The sequence below is a fragment of the Brevundimonas sp. GN22 genome, from assembly GCF_054824005.1.
The window spans coordinates 24,870-37,704 of record NZ_JSYD01000016.1; the positions used below are offsets into that span (position 1 = coordinate 24,870).

Sequence of the window (12,835 nt, forward strand, 5' to 3'; positions counted from 1 at the left end):
CCCCTCTGGCCTTAACGCTTCAGATCGAAGCGGTCGGCATTCATCACCTGGGTCCAGGCGGCGACGAAGTCACGGACGAACTTCTCGCTGCCGCCAGCCTCGGCGTAGACTTCACACAGTGCGCGCAGCACCGAGTTGGAACCGAACACCAGATCGGCGCGAGTGCCGGTCCAGACGGTTTCGCCCGTATGGCGCGAGGTACCGATGAAGGTGTTCGGCTGGCCCTCCGGAGAGTTCCAGACGATCCCCATGTCCAGGATGTTGACGAAGAAGTCGTTCGTCAGTTGTCCCTCGCGGCTGGTGAACACGCCGGCCTTGGAGCCCGCATAGTTTGCACCCAGAACGCGCAGACCACCCACCAGAGCGGTCATTTGCGGTGCCGTCAGGCCCAGCAGCTGCGCTCGGTCCACCAGCAGTTCTTCCGGCGATATGTTGAACAACTGCGGCTGATAGTTCCGGAAGCCGTCGGCTTTCGGCTCCATGACCGCAAAGCCGTCGACGTCGGTCTGCTCCTGGGTGGCGTCGGTGCGGCCAGGTGTGAACGGCACCTGGATGCTGAAGCCTGCAGCCTTAGCCGCCAGTTCGATACCGACCGTACCACCCAGAACGATCAGGTCTGCGATCGAAACGGTTTTTACGCCGTCAAACGCAGTCTTGATGCCTTCATAGACAGCCAGAACCCTGGCTAGTTTGGCCGGTTCGTTGACGTCCCAGCTACGCTGCGGCTCCAGACGGATGCGCGCACCATTGGCACCGCCACGGTAGTCGGAGCCGCGGTAGGTCGAGGCCGATGCCCAAGCCACCGAGACCAGTTCCGAAACGCTCAGACCCGAGGCTGAGATCTGTTGCTTCAGCGAAGCGATGTCGCCTGCATCGATGACCGCACCAGTCGGGGCCGGGATCGGATCCTGCCAGATCAGGTCTTCTGCGGGAACGTCGTGTCCGAGGTAGCGGGCTTTAGGCCCCATATCGCGGTGGGTCAGCTTGAACCAGGCGCGTGCGAAGGCATCCTCGAACGCGGCCTGATCGTTGCGGAACTTCTCCGAAATCGCGCGGAAGCCCGGATCGACTTTGAACGCCATGTCGGCCGTCGTCATCATGGTCGGGACGCGCTTCGATGGGTCGTGCGCCTGCGGGGCAAGATCCTGCTCGGCCACGTTGACGGGTTGCCACTGTTGGGCACCGGCTGGGCTGCGGACCAGCTCGTAGTCATAATCCAGCAGCATGTGGAAGAAGGTGTCGTCCCACGTGCGCGGCGTCGGCGTCCATGCGCCCTCGATACCCGAGGTAATGGTGTCGTCGCCCTTGCCGGTGCCGTGTTTGGACAGCCAGCCAAGACCCTGAGCCGTAATGTCGGCACCTTCGGGATCAGCACCTACCAGCGATGCGTCGCCATTGCCGTGCGACTTACCGAAGGTGTGACCGCCTGCTGTCAGGGCGACTGTTTCCTCGTCGGTCATACCCATGCGGCCAAACGTCTCGCGGATATCGCGGGCCGAAAGCAGAGGGTCGGCCACGCCACCCGGGCCTTCAGGGTTCACATAGATAAGACCCATCTGGATGGCGGCCAGCGGACGCTCCAGTTCCAGACCTTTATCCGCGTCGATACGGGTCTGGCCCAGCCATTCGCCCTCGGCACCCCAATAGACGTCGCGAGCAGGCTCCCACGTATCCGCGCGGCCACCGCCGAACCCGAAGATCGGGCCGCCCATGGACTCGATCGCCATATTGCCGGCGAGGATCATTAGGTCGGCCCACGACAGGCTCTTGCCGTACTTCTGCTTGATCGGCCACAGAAGGCGGCGGGCCTTGTCGAGGTTGGCGTTATCAGGCCACGAGTTCAGCGGAGCGAAGCGCTGCTGACCCGTGTTGGCCCCACCGCGACCATCGCCCGTGCGGTACGATCCAGCCGAGTGCCAAGCCATACGGATAAAGAAGGGACCATAGTGGCCATAGTCCGCCGGCCACCAGTCCTGACTATCGGTCATCAGGGCCTTCAGGTCAGCCTTAACGGCCTCTAGGTCCAGCGCCTTGAAAGCTTCAGCATAGTCAAAATCGGGGTCGTTCGGGTCAACCTTGCTGCTGTGTTGACCCAAAATGTCCAGCGAAAGCTGGTTCGGCCACCAGTCACGATTGGTGCGGCCCGTTAGCGTACGCGGGCTATTGGCACCGTGCACGGGGCATCGGCCTTGATTACCGTCCATGTGTTCCTCCTCAGGTTCGAGCTGGACGGTAGGCGAAGCAGTTTTTAAAAGAAAATCGATTAAATTGGTTTTGATTAAACAGAAAACTTATACATGCATTCGCAGTTGCGAACGCCGGTATGCAAAATTGGCAGCGTATCGCCGCTCGAAATACATCTTAAGCGCGAAATAAGCTTGATATAAAAGCATGTTATAGTAATTCGCAAAATCATCGATTTGACTTCGCGTCTGCGAAAGGCGATCACCCTGTATGTGTTTGCACGCCTTCGGGCGCTGCGCACTGGTCACACACATTTTACATCGGAGATTCCCATGCTGGGCGTCGGTCAAAAACTGCCTGAGTTCAAAATCACTGGCGTGAAGCCGGGCTTCAACAGCCACGAAGAAAACGGCGTCTCTGCTTTCGAAACCCTGAACCAAGACTCGTTCGAAGGTAAGTGGAAGGTCATCTTCTTCTACCCGAAGGACTTCACCTTCGTTTGCCCGACCGAAATCGCTGCCTTTGCCAAGCTCGGCAAGGAATTCGAAGACCGCGACACTGTGGTTCTGGGCGGTTCGACCGACAACGAGTTCACCAAGCTGGCATGGCGCCGCGACCACGCCGATCTGGACAAGCTCCCGATCTGGCAGTTCGCTGACTGCGGTGGCAAGTTCGCTCGCGAACTGGGTATCCTGGACGAAGAAAACGGCGTGGCTCTGCGCGCAACCTTCGTTGTCGACCCGCACAACGTCGTCCAGCACGTCTACGTCACTAACCTGAACGTTGGCCGTTCGCCGGAAGACACCCTGCGCGTCGTCGACGCTCTGCAGACCGACGAACTGTGCGCTTGCAACCGTCCGGTTGGCGGCGAAACCCTGGCTGCCTAAGCCAGAGGAATAGCGCGATCACGCAGATCGCACGACCGGATCCGATCCGGTGACTTCCGGAAAGGCGGCGGCGGGTGACCGTTGCCGCCTTTTCACTGCCCACCGGGCATTAAATCTCGATCTGGCGCGCGATGGCGCGACGGACCCACCTGAAGCGGAGACTATCCTATGTCTATCGACGCCCTGCGCGACCTGATCCCGTCCTATGCCAAGGACATCTCGCTGAACCTGTCTTCGCTGGTGAACGAGACTGTTCTCAACGACCAGCAGAAGTGGGGTTGCTTTGTCGCTTCGGCACACGCCATCGGCGTGCCGCAAGTGGTGAAGCTGATCGAGGCTCAGGCCGCCACAATCCTTTCGCCCGAAGCTCTGAGCGCTGCAAAGACCGCGGCGGCCATCATGGGCATGAACAACATCTATTACCGCGCCTTGCACCTCATGAAGAACCATGAGTACACCACCCTGCCGGCCAAGCTGCGCATGAACGGTCTGGCCAATCCGGGCATCGACAAGATCGACTTTGAAATGTTCGCTACGGCTGTGTCGGCCATCAACGGCTGCGGCGGTTGCCTCGACGCCCACGAGGGCGAACTGCGCAAGCACGGCGTGTCGAACGTTCAGGTTCAAGCCACCCTGCGCATCGGCGCAGTCGTTCACGCCGCCAGCCGCGTTATCGCCTCGGCCTCGGCTGTCGCAGAATAACTTCGGCCTTTGCCGCATAGGAAAAGGGGTCGGTGCCAAGGCACCGACCCCTTTTTCATGACTTCGTACCAATCAGCCGCGTGCGGCTTGCTGGGCTTGCTCGGTCGCGTCGCTGCTGGCCACCATTTCGCGCATCATCTCGAGAACCAGCTTTTGCTGGCGAGCGTTCAGACGCGGAGCCAACTGGCCGATCTCGATGCTTTGACGGGTCATCGGGAAGTCGTGAACAAAGGCGTCACCACCTTCTTCCGCCATGCCCGGACGAGCGCTAAGACCGTCGAAGAAATAGCTGACATCCACGCCAAAGAAGCGTGCAATATCCCAGAGCTTAGACGCCGATACTCGGTTGGCACCCTTCTCATACTTTTGAATCTGCTGGAACGTCAGTCCCAAAGCACGACCCAAGTCACTTTGGTTGTATCCCAGAGCGATCCGCTTCTCGCAAACCTTACGCCCAACATGGCGGTCTACCGGATGCGGCCCGTTCTCCCCCGCGCCTCTGACCATGCAGCAACTCTCTCAATACTGTGAAGGCTGAACCCATGAGGTGCCTTGCGACTAAAGTCACCCTAAAATTGACTTTTTTGCCCTAACCGCGACGTTTTTCAGCCTTGGCGCAAGCAATACGCGAACGAACTACGCCTACTCGCGTAGTTTATCGTCGATAACTTACAATACGCCGATACGCGGTCAGAGCTACCCCTACACCTAGCAGCAACATTCCGAGAGCATACGGTAAGTGACCGAAACGTCCGAAGAGCGTAACCGCAAGAGGTGTTGGGATAAAGACATCTACCGCGCGCGCCTGTCCGTGTCCAATGCGGCTCCCGTCTACAATGCGACCCAGCGGATCGATCATGGCGCTAATGCCCGTCGGGGTGGCGCGGGCCAGCGGCAAGCCCGTCTCGATGGCCCGATAGGAGGCCATATTCAGGTGCTGGACCGGACCAGATGTCTGGCCGAACCAGGCATCATTGGAAACGTTCACGATCCACTGCGGGCGCCCCTGCGGCGTGCCATCTGTGAAGCCGGGGAACAGACCTTCATAGCAAATCAGCGCCTGCACCCTGGGCAGCCGCGCCAAAGACATCGGCTGAGGGACCGGCCCCGCCGAAAGGTCTTCCGGCATCTGCACGATCCGGCGAAGCCCCACCTGGCCCATCAAATCGCCCAAGGGCAGGTATTCGCCGAAAGGCACCAGACGATATTTGTCATAGGTCTGGCCGATCTGCATGCCGCCAGCCCCCAGACTGTTCAACTCGATAAGAGAGTTGAAATAGACGACCTTACCATTGGCCTGCCGCTCGGCGCGGCTAAGACCGGCCAGCAGGGTCTGGCCTTGGCGCAGAGAGCCCGCAATACGCGCGGCATCGGGACCAGCGAAAATATTATTGGCCAGATCGGGCAGGGCGCTCTCCGGCCAGATCACGACGTCGGGGACACGCTCGGACGGTTGAGACGTCAATGACAGATAGCGATGCAGGATCTGCTCGTACGCGTCAGCAGACCATTTGCTTTGCTGGGACACGTCCGCCTGGACGATGCGGGCCAGAACAGGGGAGGGCGTAACCTCTTCGCTGGAAAGACGCGCCGCGCCAAAGCCCCACATGCCCGCCAGCAAGGCAAGACCGCCAAGGGCGACGCCCTGGGCCCTACGCTGGCTCCATGCCGTCATAACGGGGCCGAGCGCACTCACGCCCAGGAGCGTCAATAGGCCCAAACCATAGACGCCAACCACCGACGCCATCTGGGACATGGCCGATCCGGCCAGCCAGCTCGATCCAACGGGATTCCATGGGAAGCCCGTCAGAACATGGCCTCGCACCCACTCAAGCCCCGAGAAGGCGAGGGTGAAGGCCAGGAAACGCCAGACCCCGCTGGGCTTGATCAGGCGGTAAAGCAGGGTCGCCACGCCGGTAAAAAGGCCGATACCGGCTGGTAACAGGCAAACTGCGATAGGTGCCATCCACGCCTGCGCAGGATTGACGAAAAAGGCCTCGGCCACCCACCAGCATCCCAACAGGAAATAGCCAAAGCCAAACCACCATCCCATGGCAAACCCGCCGCGCAACCGCGCCGAGCGTTCGGTCAGGATTATGAGCGCCGGATAGGCCAACAGACCCGGAATAATCCCGAAAGGGGGATGAACCAGCGCAGCAGCCAAGCCTGCCGCCAAAGCACACAGGATGCGGACCCAACCCCGATCCCAAAGGCCGTTAGTGATCCGCGACATTATTTGCCCTTATGACTGGTGATCGGCGGCATAGGGATCGGCGATCCCAAGTCCGGCAAGGATTACACGTTCCTCGCCTTCCATTTCTTCGGCTTCGTCATCTTCGACATGATCGTAGCCCAGCAGGTGCAACACTCCGTGCACCACGAGATGGCTCAGATGATCGGCCAGGGTTTTGGACTGGGCCACAGCCTCCGCCGCGCAATAATCGTATCCGAGGATCACATCACCCAGATGGGGGAAGGCGGATTCCGCAGCCGGAAACGACAAAACATTCGTCGGCCGGTCCTTCTGGCGAAAGCGAGCGTTCAGGTCCTGAACCGTCGCATCGTCGGCCAGAAGGATAACGACATCCCCCTCGACGGAACCCAGAGCGGCTATCGCCGCGCGCTCCACGACAGCTTCGACGTCGGCGATGGCCGATTTCCAGCCTTCCGCCTCCAGCTCGATTTCGATCATCAGTCTTCGGATTCCAACTCGTTGAACGGGCGGCTACGCGCCGCATCCGTGTCATAGGCGCGAACGATGCGTTCGACCATCGGGTGACGCACCACATCCTCCGATTTGAACTGGTGCACGCCAACACCTTCAACGTCGCGCAAAATGCGAAGCGCGTGGGCCAGACCGCTATCACGCGGATTCATCAGGTCGATCTGGCTGGGGTCGCCCGTCACAACCATGCGGGCACCTTCGCCCAGACGGGTCAGCACCATCTTCATCTGCATGCGAGAGGTGTTCTGCGCCTCGTCGACAATGACGAAGGCGTGGCTCAGGGTTCGCCCGCGCATGAAGGCGATGGGAGCGGCTTCAATCTCGCCCTTCTCGCGTCGGCGGGCCACATCATCGACGCCCAGAATATCATTCAAGGCTTCCCAGATCGGAGCGAGATAGGGATCGACCTTTTCGTTCAGATCACCCGGCAGGAAGCCCAGCTTTTCGCCCGCTTCGACCGCAGGACGGGTGATGACCAGACGATCCACCTGACCGCGCTTCAGCAACGAAGCACCATAGGCCGCGGCAAGGAAGGTCTTGCCCGTACCGGCAGGGCCAACCCCGAAAATCAGGTCACATCGCCCCAGCAGTTCGACATAGCGCGACTGGGAGGCGTTCTTGGGAGCAATTGCTCCCCGGCGCCCCACCGGAAGTGCCGCCGCTTCGGGCACCGTGCGCCCCTCGCCGGGACGGGGAGCCTTAACAGCTGATCCAACAGCGGCTCGGATGTCAGCCTCGGTGATCTCGCGCCCACGATCCGCCGCCGTCGACAGGTTTTCAATGACGCGCTTAGCCTGCGCGCGATCACGTGGAGAGCCATTAATGGACACTCCGCCGCCCGGGGTCTCGATCAGCACCCTGAAGGCGTCTTCGATCAAGGCCATGTGCCGGCTGCCCGGCCCCACCACCGCGCGCAAGGCATTGTCACTCAAAGACAGAAACTCGGACTCGCGCGCCATATAGTTTTCCCTTCTTGTTCTCTGGGCCGGTCTTACAACCCAGTAGAAACGGGCGTTAGGACTTTTGGATCAGTCGGCCCGCAAGACTGTTCTGTTGGCCGCTGATGATTTCGACGTCCACGATTTGACCCATCAGGTGGTCGGCATCGTCAACGTGGACGGATTGCAGATAGGGCGAACGACCAATGGCCTGATGCCCGTGGCGCCCCTTTTTCTCGAACAGGATCGGAAGAACGCGTCCGGTCAGAGACTGGTTAAATGCGGTCTGTTGTTCGAAGAGCAAGGTCTGCAGAGCCTTCAGACGCGCCTTGGCTTCCTCTTCGGGCACCTGTGCGCCCATGGTTGCAGCAGGCGTTCCGGGGCGCGGCGAATAGATGAAAGAGAAGGCACCGGCGTAGTTTACGCGCCGGACCAGATCCATCGTGTCCTCGAAGTCGCGCTCGGTCTCGCCGGGGAAGGCGACGATGAAATCGCCGGCCATGGCGATGTCGGGGCGCGCCTCGCGGATACGGTCGATCAGTTCGAAATACTTTTGGCGGCCATGTTTGCGGTTCATCAGGCGCAGGATGCGGTCTGAACCTGCCTGAACCGGCAGATGCAGATAGGGCATCAATGCCTTGAGGTCGGCATGGGCGGCGATCAGGTCATCCGACATGTCGTTGGGATGGCTGGTCGTATAGCGGATGCGGTCGATGCCCGGGATTTCGGCCAACGCATAAGCCAGCTTGGCCAGCGTAAAGGGCGTTCCATCCGGACCTTCGCCGTCAAAGGCGTTCACATTCTGGCCCAGCAGGGTCAGTTCGCGCACCCCATGATCGGCCAGCGCCTTGGCTTCTTCGAGAATGGCCTTTACCGGACGCGACCATTCGGCACCGCGGGTATAGGGCACCACGCAGAAGGTACAGAATTTGTCGCAACCCTCCTGAACCGTCAGGAAGGCCGCATATCCTTCGATGCCGCGTTCGACCGGCAGGGCGTCGAATTTTTCGTTCGGGGCGAAGTCTGCGCCGATACGCTCGCCGCGCTTGCGGGCGGTGCGGGTCAGGAGCTCGGGCAGTTGGTGATAGGCTTGCGGACCCACCACCAGATCGACCGCAGGCTGGCGCCGCATGATCTCTTCGCCCTCGGCCTGCGCGACGCACCCCGCAACAGCGATGGTCATGCCGTTTCCGCCCTTGGCCACGCGCTTGTCCCGTAGTTCGCGCAGCTTACCCAGTTCGGAATAGACCTTTTCCGCCGCCCGCTCGCGAATGTGACAGGTATTCAAGATGACGAAGTCGGCACTCTCGGCTGAATCCGTGGTCGCATAACCCAACGGGCGCAGGACGTCGGCCATGCGCTCGCTGTCATAGACATTCATCTGACAACCGTAGGTTTTGATGAACAGGCGTTTGGTAGCGTCTGCGCCGTCGGCGGCCACAGTCTGGGCCACAGCTGGATCGAGGGTTTCGGTCATGGGCGGCTTATGCTGCGCCCAGCCCTCGTCTGCAAGATACGGGCATGTCCAACATGCCCGCATCCTGTCGAGTTGGAATCAATCGTGGGGGTGGCCACCGGCCGTCGGGGAGTGCGGTAGCTCGGGCGCAGAAGGATCGCGCTCGCGCTTGAAGATCAGACCTTCCCGCTCGGTCGGCTCGGCACCCGGTATAGCGTGGCCGTACAGTTCCAGCTTGTGGCCGACCAGTTCGAACCCGAGCTTGCGGGCGATCTCGTTCTTCAGACGCTCGATTTCGGCATCAAAGAACTCGATAACTTCACCGGTCTTGGTGTCGATCAGGTGGTCGTGGTGGTCGTCGCCCGCTTCTTCGTAGCGGCTGCGGCCGTCACCGAAGTCGTGCTTTTCGACGACGCCGGCTTCTTCGAACAGACGGACCGTACGATAGACCGTCGCAATCGAGATGTGCGGATCGATCGCCGAGGCGCGGCGATACAGTTCCTCGACATCGGGGTGGTCCATCGCGTTAGACAAAACACGCGCAATCACGCGACGTTGTTCGGTCATCCGCATGCCGCGATCGGCGCAAAGTTTCTCTATCCGGTCCATGGCTACAGGATAGGTCCTAGTTGGCGTTTATGGAAGCTATTGAGCAAAGTTCAGCGCCATCACCGTGGCGTGTTCAGAACTACCGTCCGCACGCTGATAATAGTTCTTGCGCAATCCGACCTGTTCAAAGCCTCTAGACTTGTAAAGAGCGATGGCCGCAACGTTAGATTGCGCCACCTCAAGAAACATCCGTTCAGCCCCCAGCGCTGCACTGCAAACGATGGCCTCGGCCATCAATTGGTGGCCTAGACCTTGCCGCCGGAAGTCGGGACGCACCGCAACTGTCAGTACTTCGGCCTCTCCCGCCACGGTGCGCGTCAGGATAAAGCCCCGCTCGTCTCCGGCCAGTTGAACACCGGGGCTGGCCAGAAGTTCTGCGAACGCCTGCTCGCTCCATGGCACATCGAAAGCTTCTTGATGGATGGCCGCCAGTTCGCGCGCATGCATCAGGATGGTGCCACTCGTGGCTGACCCGGCAAACGGGTAGGGGGCGTAGCGTCCGGTGCCCGCAAATAGAGGGGCTTTGGCGGGTGGGTTTGAGCGTCCAACGATGCGGTGAGCCTCGCCAGAGCCTGTGCCGTGGGTGCTGCCAAAGCCACGAGGGAAGCACGGGCCAGTTCGGGGTTGGTCGCGGCAAGAACCTCGCCGCCTGACCCCACGATGACGGTTTCGGTTACAGGCCCCTCGGCCAGAATTCTTTGTGCCGCGATTTCGAGGGGGACCGCTTCGGCCTCGGTGGTGGCCACCCCGTCGTGGAACATCCGCATATAGACTTGGCCCCGACGCGCATCGATGGCCGCCACAACACGACCCTCAGGTTCGACCGACGCAGACAGCGCATCCAGCGTAGATATGCCGACGACCTCGGCATCTAGGGCGGCCCCCAAGCCCAAAGCAAAGCTGAGGCCCACGCGAAGTCCGGTAAAGCTGCCAGGGCCCACCGTCACACCAATGCGCGATGTGCCGGCCAACCCTCCCGCATCGGCTGCGGCGTCACGCGCCATCCCGCCCAGACGCTCCTGATGGCCCTTGGTCATCTCCTCTGACCGTACGCCCAGAGGCGTCACGGTGGAGCCGTCCACATCATAGCTTCCGGCGAGGCACGCCCCGAGGGCGGTATCGATGACCATAAGTTTCATGGTCCCCTCCTAGCGCCGTCACTGCTGCAGGGCTAGCGCCTCCACAATACGACCAATCGACCGGCGAACCCCGCGGTCCTCAATGCGGCTGAAGGACATCATCATCTGGCGTGCCTCGGGGGATATGGCCGCTGGCACTTCGGACTGGGCCAAAGAGGGCGGAAAAAATGATGAAATCGGGCAGTTCAGTATCTGGGCGAGGTGGAAAAGGCGTCCCGCCGACAGCCTGTTGGCACCCGCCTCATATTTCTGGACCTGCTGAAAGCTGATGCCCAGCGCCGATGCGAGCGCCGATTGGGAAAGACCCAGTTGTTGGCGCTGGTGCGCGACAGCCCGTCCGACCCAGATGTCCACTTCCAAAGCTTGCCGCGCCATCGCCATCCCTCAGGTTGCAACATATTCGTTACATACCTCAGGTTGCATTACAACGTTTTTGTTTCAAACGTCGTGACGCGCCACAACCGCTGCAATCCGGCGCACGTTTGCAAGCGTCAGAGTGACGTTTTCTCCCCGTGCATCGCTGACCGTCACCCGCGAGGCGGTCTGCTCTGCGAACAGCCCCACAAGTTTACGCCCGTCCATCAACTCGACCACGCAGCCTCCGCCTTGGCGTGGTGGGCGAGACGGGTCGTATTCGATAATGGTGTCGGCAAATGCCCAGGGAGCCATGCCGTCCGATCCCATCCTGAATCGGATTGTCGGGGATTTCGGTGCCGAAGGGGCCGGATCAAAATCCCGCGTTCTGGACGATACGCCGACGGGCGCGATCACAGGGCCGTCTGGGGCGGGGGTGCCGCCACCCACAAGGGTCAAATCCTCAGGCGTTGCATCAAGAGCCTGCGTTAAGCGCTTTTGTACGTCGGGGCGAAAAATGCCCGCGCGACGGCCGGCTTCATATAAGCTCCAGCCCTGACTGGTCATGCCGATGCGCGCTCCTGCTTCGGCCTGGCTCAGCCCACGCTCCCGGCGCAACGTGGCCAGTGCCTCACCAATCTGGATTGCCGCTTCGCGTTCACTCATGGGTTCAGCTTGCCATCTCCATGACGCTGTTACGAGAGGGTTTCATGTGAAACATTAAGTCTGCTAACCCTTGCAGATCGCAAGGCGAGGGGGCATCTGGCAATCATGTTCATCAAGACCGAACCCACCCCCAATCCGAACGTCCTGAAGTTCCTGCCAGGCCGCGAAGTATCGCCGCTGGCCTCGCGCGAGTTTCGTACCATCGACGAGGCTAGTGCCTCTCCGTTGGCGGAAGCCCTGTTCGAGCTGGAAGGCGTGGATGGCGTGTTCTTTGGCGCAGACTTCGTTTCGGTCACCCGCCACACTCACGCTCCCGCATGGAATGACATGAAGGCCCCGATCCTGTCGGTCATCATGGACCACTTCGTCTCTGGTGCACCGGTCTTCAAGAACGTCGCGGCCAGCGAGGCCGATGGCCACGCCGACGTCGAGGACGATGAGATCGTCGCCGAAATCAAAGGCCTGTTGGACAGCCGCATCCGTCCTGCCGTCGCCCAGGACGGCGGCGACATCCTGTTCGACAGTTTCAACCATGAGACCGGTGTGCTGCGCCTGCGCATGCGCGGAGCCTGCTCGGGCTGCCCGTCATCGTCGGCTACGCTGAAAGCGGGCGTCGAACAGATGATGCGCCACTACATTCCCGAAGTGACCGAGGTCGAACAGGTTATCTGACGGCAGGGCCGACGCAGCCCATCAGGCCATGTCGGCGATATCCGCTTCGGTCATCTCGCCCGGAACGATGGTGACCGGAAGCTTTCGTCCTTCGACCCCCACGCCCTTGCTGACAACAGCCGACACCAGTGGTCCGGGCCCACGCCCGCCCGTGGCCGAAGCCAGTACCAGGATTTTGATGTCCGGATCCTCGGCGGCGGCACGGCGGACAGCGGCCAGAGGATCGCCCTCATAGATCAGGAAAATCGGCGGGTGGCCGGAACGCTCGGTGACCACGTCGCTAAGGCGGGCCAAAAGCTGCTCGGCTTCCTCGCGTTGCTGGCGACGGATTTCGTCGCGCACGCCTGACCAATGCTCGTCTGTGGCTTCAGGCGTCACCCGAAGCAGAACCACCCGTCCACCGGTTGAACGCGCCCGTTGCGAGGCATAGCCCAGCGCCGCGTTCATTTCAGGTGTGTCGTCCACGACGACGAGGAATTTCCGGATCAAACAGGCTCTCCACC

General features: G+C 60.9%; 15 protein-coding genes. 3 read left to right on the forward strand and 12 right to left on the reverse strand.

What is annotated here, in order from left to right; genetic code table 11:
- Window positions 1-11: 11 nt before the first annotated feature.
- Window positions 12-2,204 (reverse strand): catalase/peroxidase HPI, encoded by a 2,193-nt coding sequence (katG, locus tag OB03_RS02845; RefSeq protein ID WP_461343171.1) that lies wholly within the window; start codon window positions 2,202-2,204, stop codon window positions 12-14.
- Window positions 2,205-2,516: 312 nt separating this feature from the next.
- Here katG and OB03_RS02850 point away from each other — a divergent pair, with 312 nt between their 5' ends.
- Together OB03_RS02850 and OB03_RS02855 are read left to right on the forward strand one after the other, a co-directional pair.
- Window positions 2,517-3,071 carry a peroxiredoxin gene (locus OB03_RS02850; protein WP_242912574.1) on the forward strand — a complete coding sequence of 185 codons (555 nt, stop codon included), beginning with the start codon at window positions 2,517-2,519 and terminating at the stop codon, window positions 3,069-3,071.
- Window positions 3,072-3,239: 168 nt separating this feature from the next.
- The gene (locus OB03_RS02855) at window positions 3,240-3,773 is read left to right on the forward strand and encodes a carboxymuconolactone decarboxylase family protein (protein WP_242912573.1); all 534 of its coding nucleotides are present in this window, start codon (window positions 3,240-3,242) and stop codon (window positions 3,771-3,773) included.
- 72 nt (window positions 3,774-3,845) lie between these two features.
- On the opposite strand, the gene OB03_RS02860 is transcribed toward OB03_RS02855, so the two are convergent.
- The 10 genes from OB03_RS02860 to OB03_RS02905 form a co-directional block, all read right to left on the reverse strand.
- Complete coding sequence (locus OB03_RS02860) at window positions 3,846-4,280, reverse strand: helix-turn-helix domain-containing protein (protein WP_461343172.1); 435 nt, start codon at window positions 4,278-4,280, stop codon at window positions 3,846-3,848.
- 148 nt (window positions 4,281-4,428) lie between these two features.
- Complete coding sequence (lnt, locus tag OB03_RS02865; protein WP_461343173.1) at window positions 4,429-6,006, reverse strand: apolipoprotein N-acyltransferase; 1,578 nt, start codon at window positions 6,004-6,006, stop codon at window positions 4,429-4,431.
- Window positions 6,007-6,015: 9 nt separating this feature from the next.
- Window positions 6,016-6,465 (reverse strand): rRNA maturation RNase YbeY, encoded by a 450-nt coding sequence (gene ybeY / locus OB03_RS02870; RefSeq protein ID WP_242912570.1) that lies wholly within the window; start codon window positions 6,463-6,465, stop codon window positions 6,016-6,018.
- Window positions 6,465-7,457, reverse strand: a complete 993-nt coding sequence (locus OB03_RS02875) for a PhoH family protein (RefSeq protein ID WP_242912569.1) — start codon at window positions 7,455-7,457, stop codon at window positions 6,465-6,467. Before OB03_RS02875 ends, ybeY begins: the two co-directional genes overlap by 1 nt.
- Before the next feature lie 55 nt (window positions 7,458-7,512).
- Window positions 7,513-8,913 (reverse strand): tRNA (N6-isopentenyl adenosine(37)-C2)-methylthiotransferase MiaB, encoded by a 1,401-nt coding sequence (gene miaB, locus OB03_RS02880; protein ID WP_461343174.1) that lies wholly within the window; start codon window positions 8,911-8,913, stop codon window positions 7,513-7,515.
- A 78-nt stretch (window positions 8,914-8,991) separates the two neighbouring features.
- On the reverse strand, window positions 8,992-9,501 hold the full coding sequence (locus OB03_RS02885; protein ID WP_461343175.1) for a Fur family transcriptional regulator: 510 nt from the start codon (window positions 9,499-9,501) through the stop codon (window positions 8,992-8,994).
- Between the two features lie 36 nt (window positions 9,502-9,537).
- Window positions 9,538-9,948 (reverse strand): ribosomal protein S18-alanine N-acetyltransferase, encoded by a 411-nt coding sequence (rimI, locus tag OB03_RS02890; protein WP_242912566.1) that lies wholly within the window; start codon window positions 9,946-9,948, stop codon window positions 9,538-9,540.
- Window positions 9,948-10,640: a tRNA (adenosine(37)-N6)-threonylcarbamoyltransferase complex dimerization subunit type 1 TsaB gene (gene tsaB, locus OB03_RS02895; protein WP_461343176.1), complete on the reverse strand. Its 693-nt coding sequence runs from the start codon at window positions 10,638-10,640 to the stop codon at window positions 9,948-9,950. The genes rimI and tsaB overlap by 1 nt, the downstream gene beginning before the upstream one ends.
- 18 nt (window positions 10,641-10,658) lie before the next feature.
- The gene (locus tag OB03_RS02900) at window positions 10,659-11,015 is read right to left on the reverse strand and encodes a helix-turn-helix domain-containing protein (RefSeq protein WP_461343177.1); all 357 of its coding nucleotides are present in this window, start codon (window positions 11,013-11,015) and stop codon (window positions 10,659-10,661) included.
- A gap of 63 nt (window positions 11,016-11,078) precedes the next feature.
- Window positions 11,079-11,660 (reverse strand): helix-turn-helix domain-containing protein, encoded by a 582-nt coding sequence (locus OB03_RS02905; protein WP_461343178.1) that lies wholly within the window; start codon window positions 11,658-11,660, stop codon window positions 11,079-11,081.
- 105 nt (window positions 11,661-11,765) lie between these two features.
- On the opposite strand from OB03_RS02905, the gene OB03_RS02910 reads away from it, so the two are divergent.
- The gene (locus OB03_RS02910; RefSeq protein ID WP_461343179.1) at window positions 11,766-12,332 is read left to right on the forward strand and encodes a NifU family protein; all 567 of its coding nucleotides are present in this window, start codon (window positions 11,766-11,768) and stop codon (window positions 12,330-12,332) included.
- 21 nt (window positions 12,333-12,353) lie between these two features.
- Here the strand turns inward: OB03_RS02910 and OB03_RS02915 are convergent, their stop codons facing one another.
- Window positions 12,354-12,821 (reverse strand): universal stress protein, encoded by a 468-nt coding sequence (locus OB03_RS02915; protein WP_242912561.1) that lies wholly within the window; start codon window positions 12,819-12,821, stop codon window positions 12,354-12,356.
- Window positions 12,822-12,835: the final 14 nt, after the last annotated feature.

What these genes read in the sequence shown, in the direction of transcription:
- lnt (WP_461343173.1), bottom strand. Translation starts at nt 6,006, where the DNA reads ATGTCGCGGATCACTAACGGCCTTTGGGATCGGGGTTGGGTCCGCATC.
- rimI (WP_242912566.1), bottom strand. Translation starts at nt 9,948, where the DNA reads ATGCATGCGCGCGAACTGGCGGCCATCCATCAAGAAGCTTTCGATGTG.
- OB03_RS02910 (WP_461343179.1), top strand. Translation starts at nt 11,766, where the DNA reads ATGTTCATCAAGACCGAACCCACCCCCAATCCGAACGTCCTGAAGTTC.
- OB03_RS02875 (WP_242912569.1), bottom strand. Translation starts at nt 7,457, where the DNA reads ATGGCGCGCGAGTCCGAGTTTCTGTCTTTGAGTGACAATGCCTTGCGC.
- OB03_RS02860 (WP_461343172.1), bottom strand. Translation starts at nt 4,280, where the DNA reads ATGGTCAGAGGCGCGGGGGAGAACGGGCCGCATCCGGTAGACCGCCAT.
- tsaB (WP_461343176.1), bottom strand. Translation starts at nt 10,640, where the DNA reads ATGAAACTTATGGTCATCGATACCGCCCTCGGGGCGTGCCTCGCCGGA.
- OB03_RS02905 (WP_461343178.1), bottom strand. Translation starts at nt 11,660, where the DNA reads ATGAGTGAACGCGAAGCGGCAATCCAGATTGGTGAGGCACTGGCCACG.
- OB03_RS02900 (WP_461343177.1), bottom strand. Translation starts at nt 11,015, where the DNA reads ATGGCGCGGCAAGCTTTGGAAGTGGACATCTGGGTCGGACGGGCTGTC.
- miaB (WP_461343174.1), bottom strand. Translation starts at nt 8,913, where the DNA reads ATGACCGAAACCCTCGATCCAGCTGTGGCCCAGACTGTGGCCGCCGAC.
- katG (WP_461343171.1), bottom strand. Translation starts at nt 2,204, where the DNA reads ATGGACGGTAATCAAGGCCGATGCCCCGTGCACGGTGCCAATAGCCCG.
- OB03_RS02855 (WP_242912573.1), top strand. Translation starts at nt 3,240, where the DNA reads ATGTCTATCGACGCCCTGCGCGACCTGATCCCGTCCTATGCCAAGGAC.
- OB03_RS02885 (WP_461343175.1), bottom strand. Translation starts at nt 9,501, where the DNA reads ATGGACCGGATAGAGAAACTTTGCGCCGATCGCGGCATGCGGATGACC.
- OB03_RS02850 (WP_242912574.1), top strand. Translation starts at nt 2,517, where the DNA reads ATGCTGGGCGTCGGTCAAAAACTGCCTGAGTTCAAAATCACTGGCGTG.
- ybeY (WP_242912570.1), bottom strand. Translation starts at nt 6,465, where the DNA reads ATGATCGAAATCGAGCTGGAGGCGGAAGGCTGGAAATCGGCCATCGCC.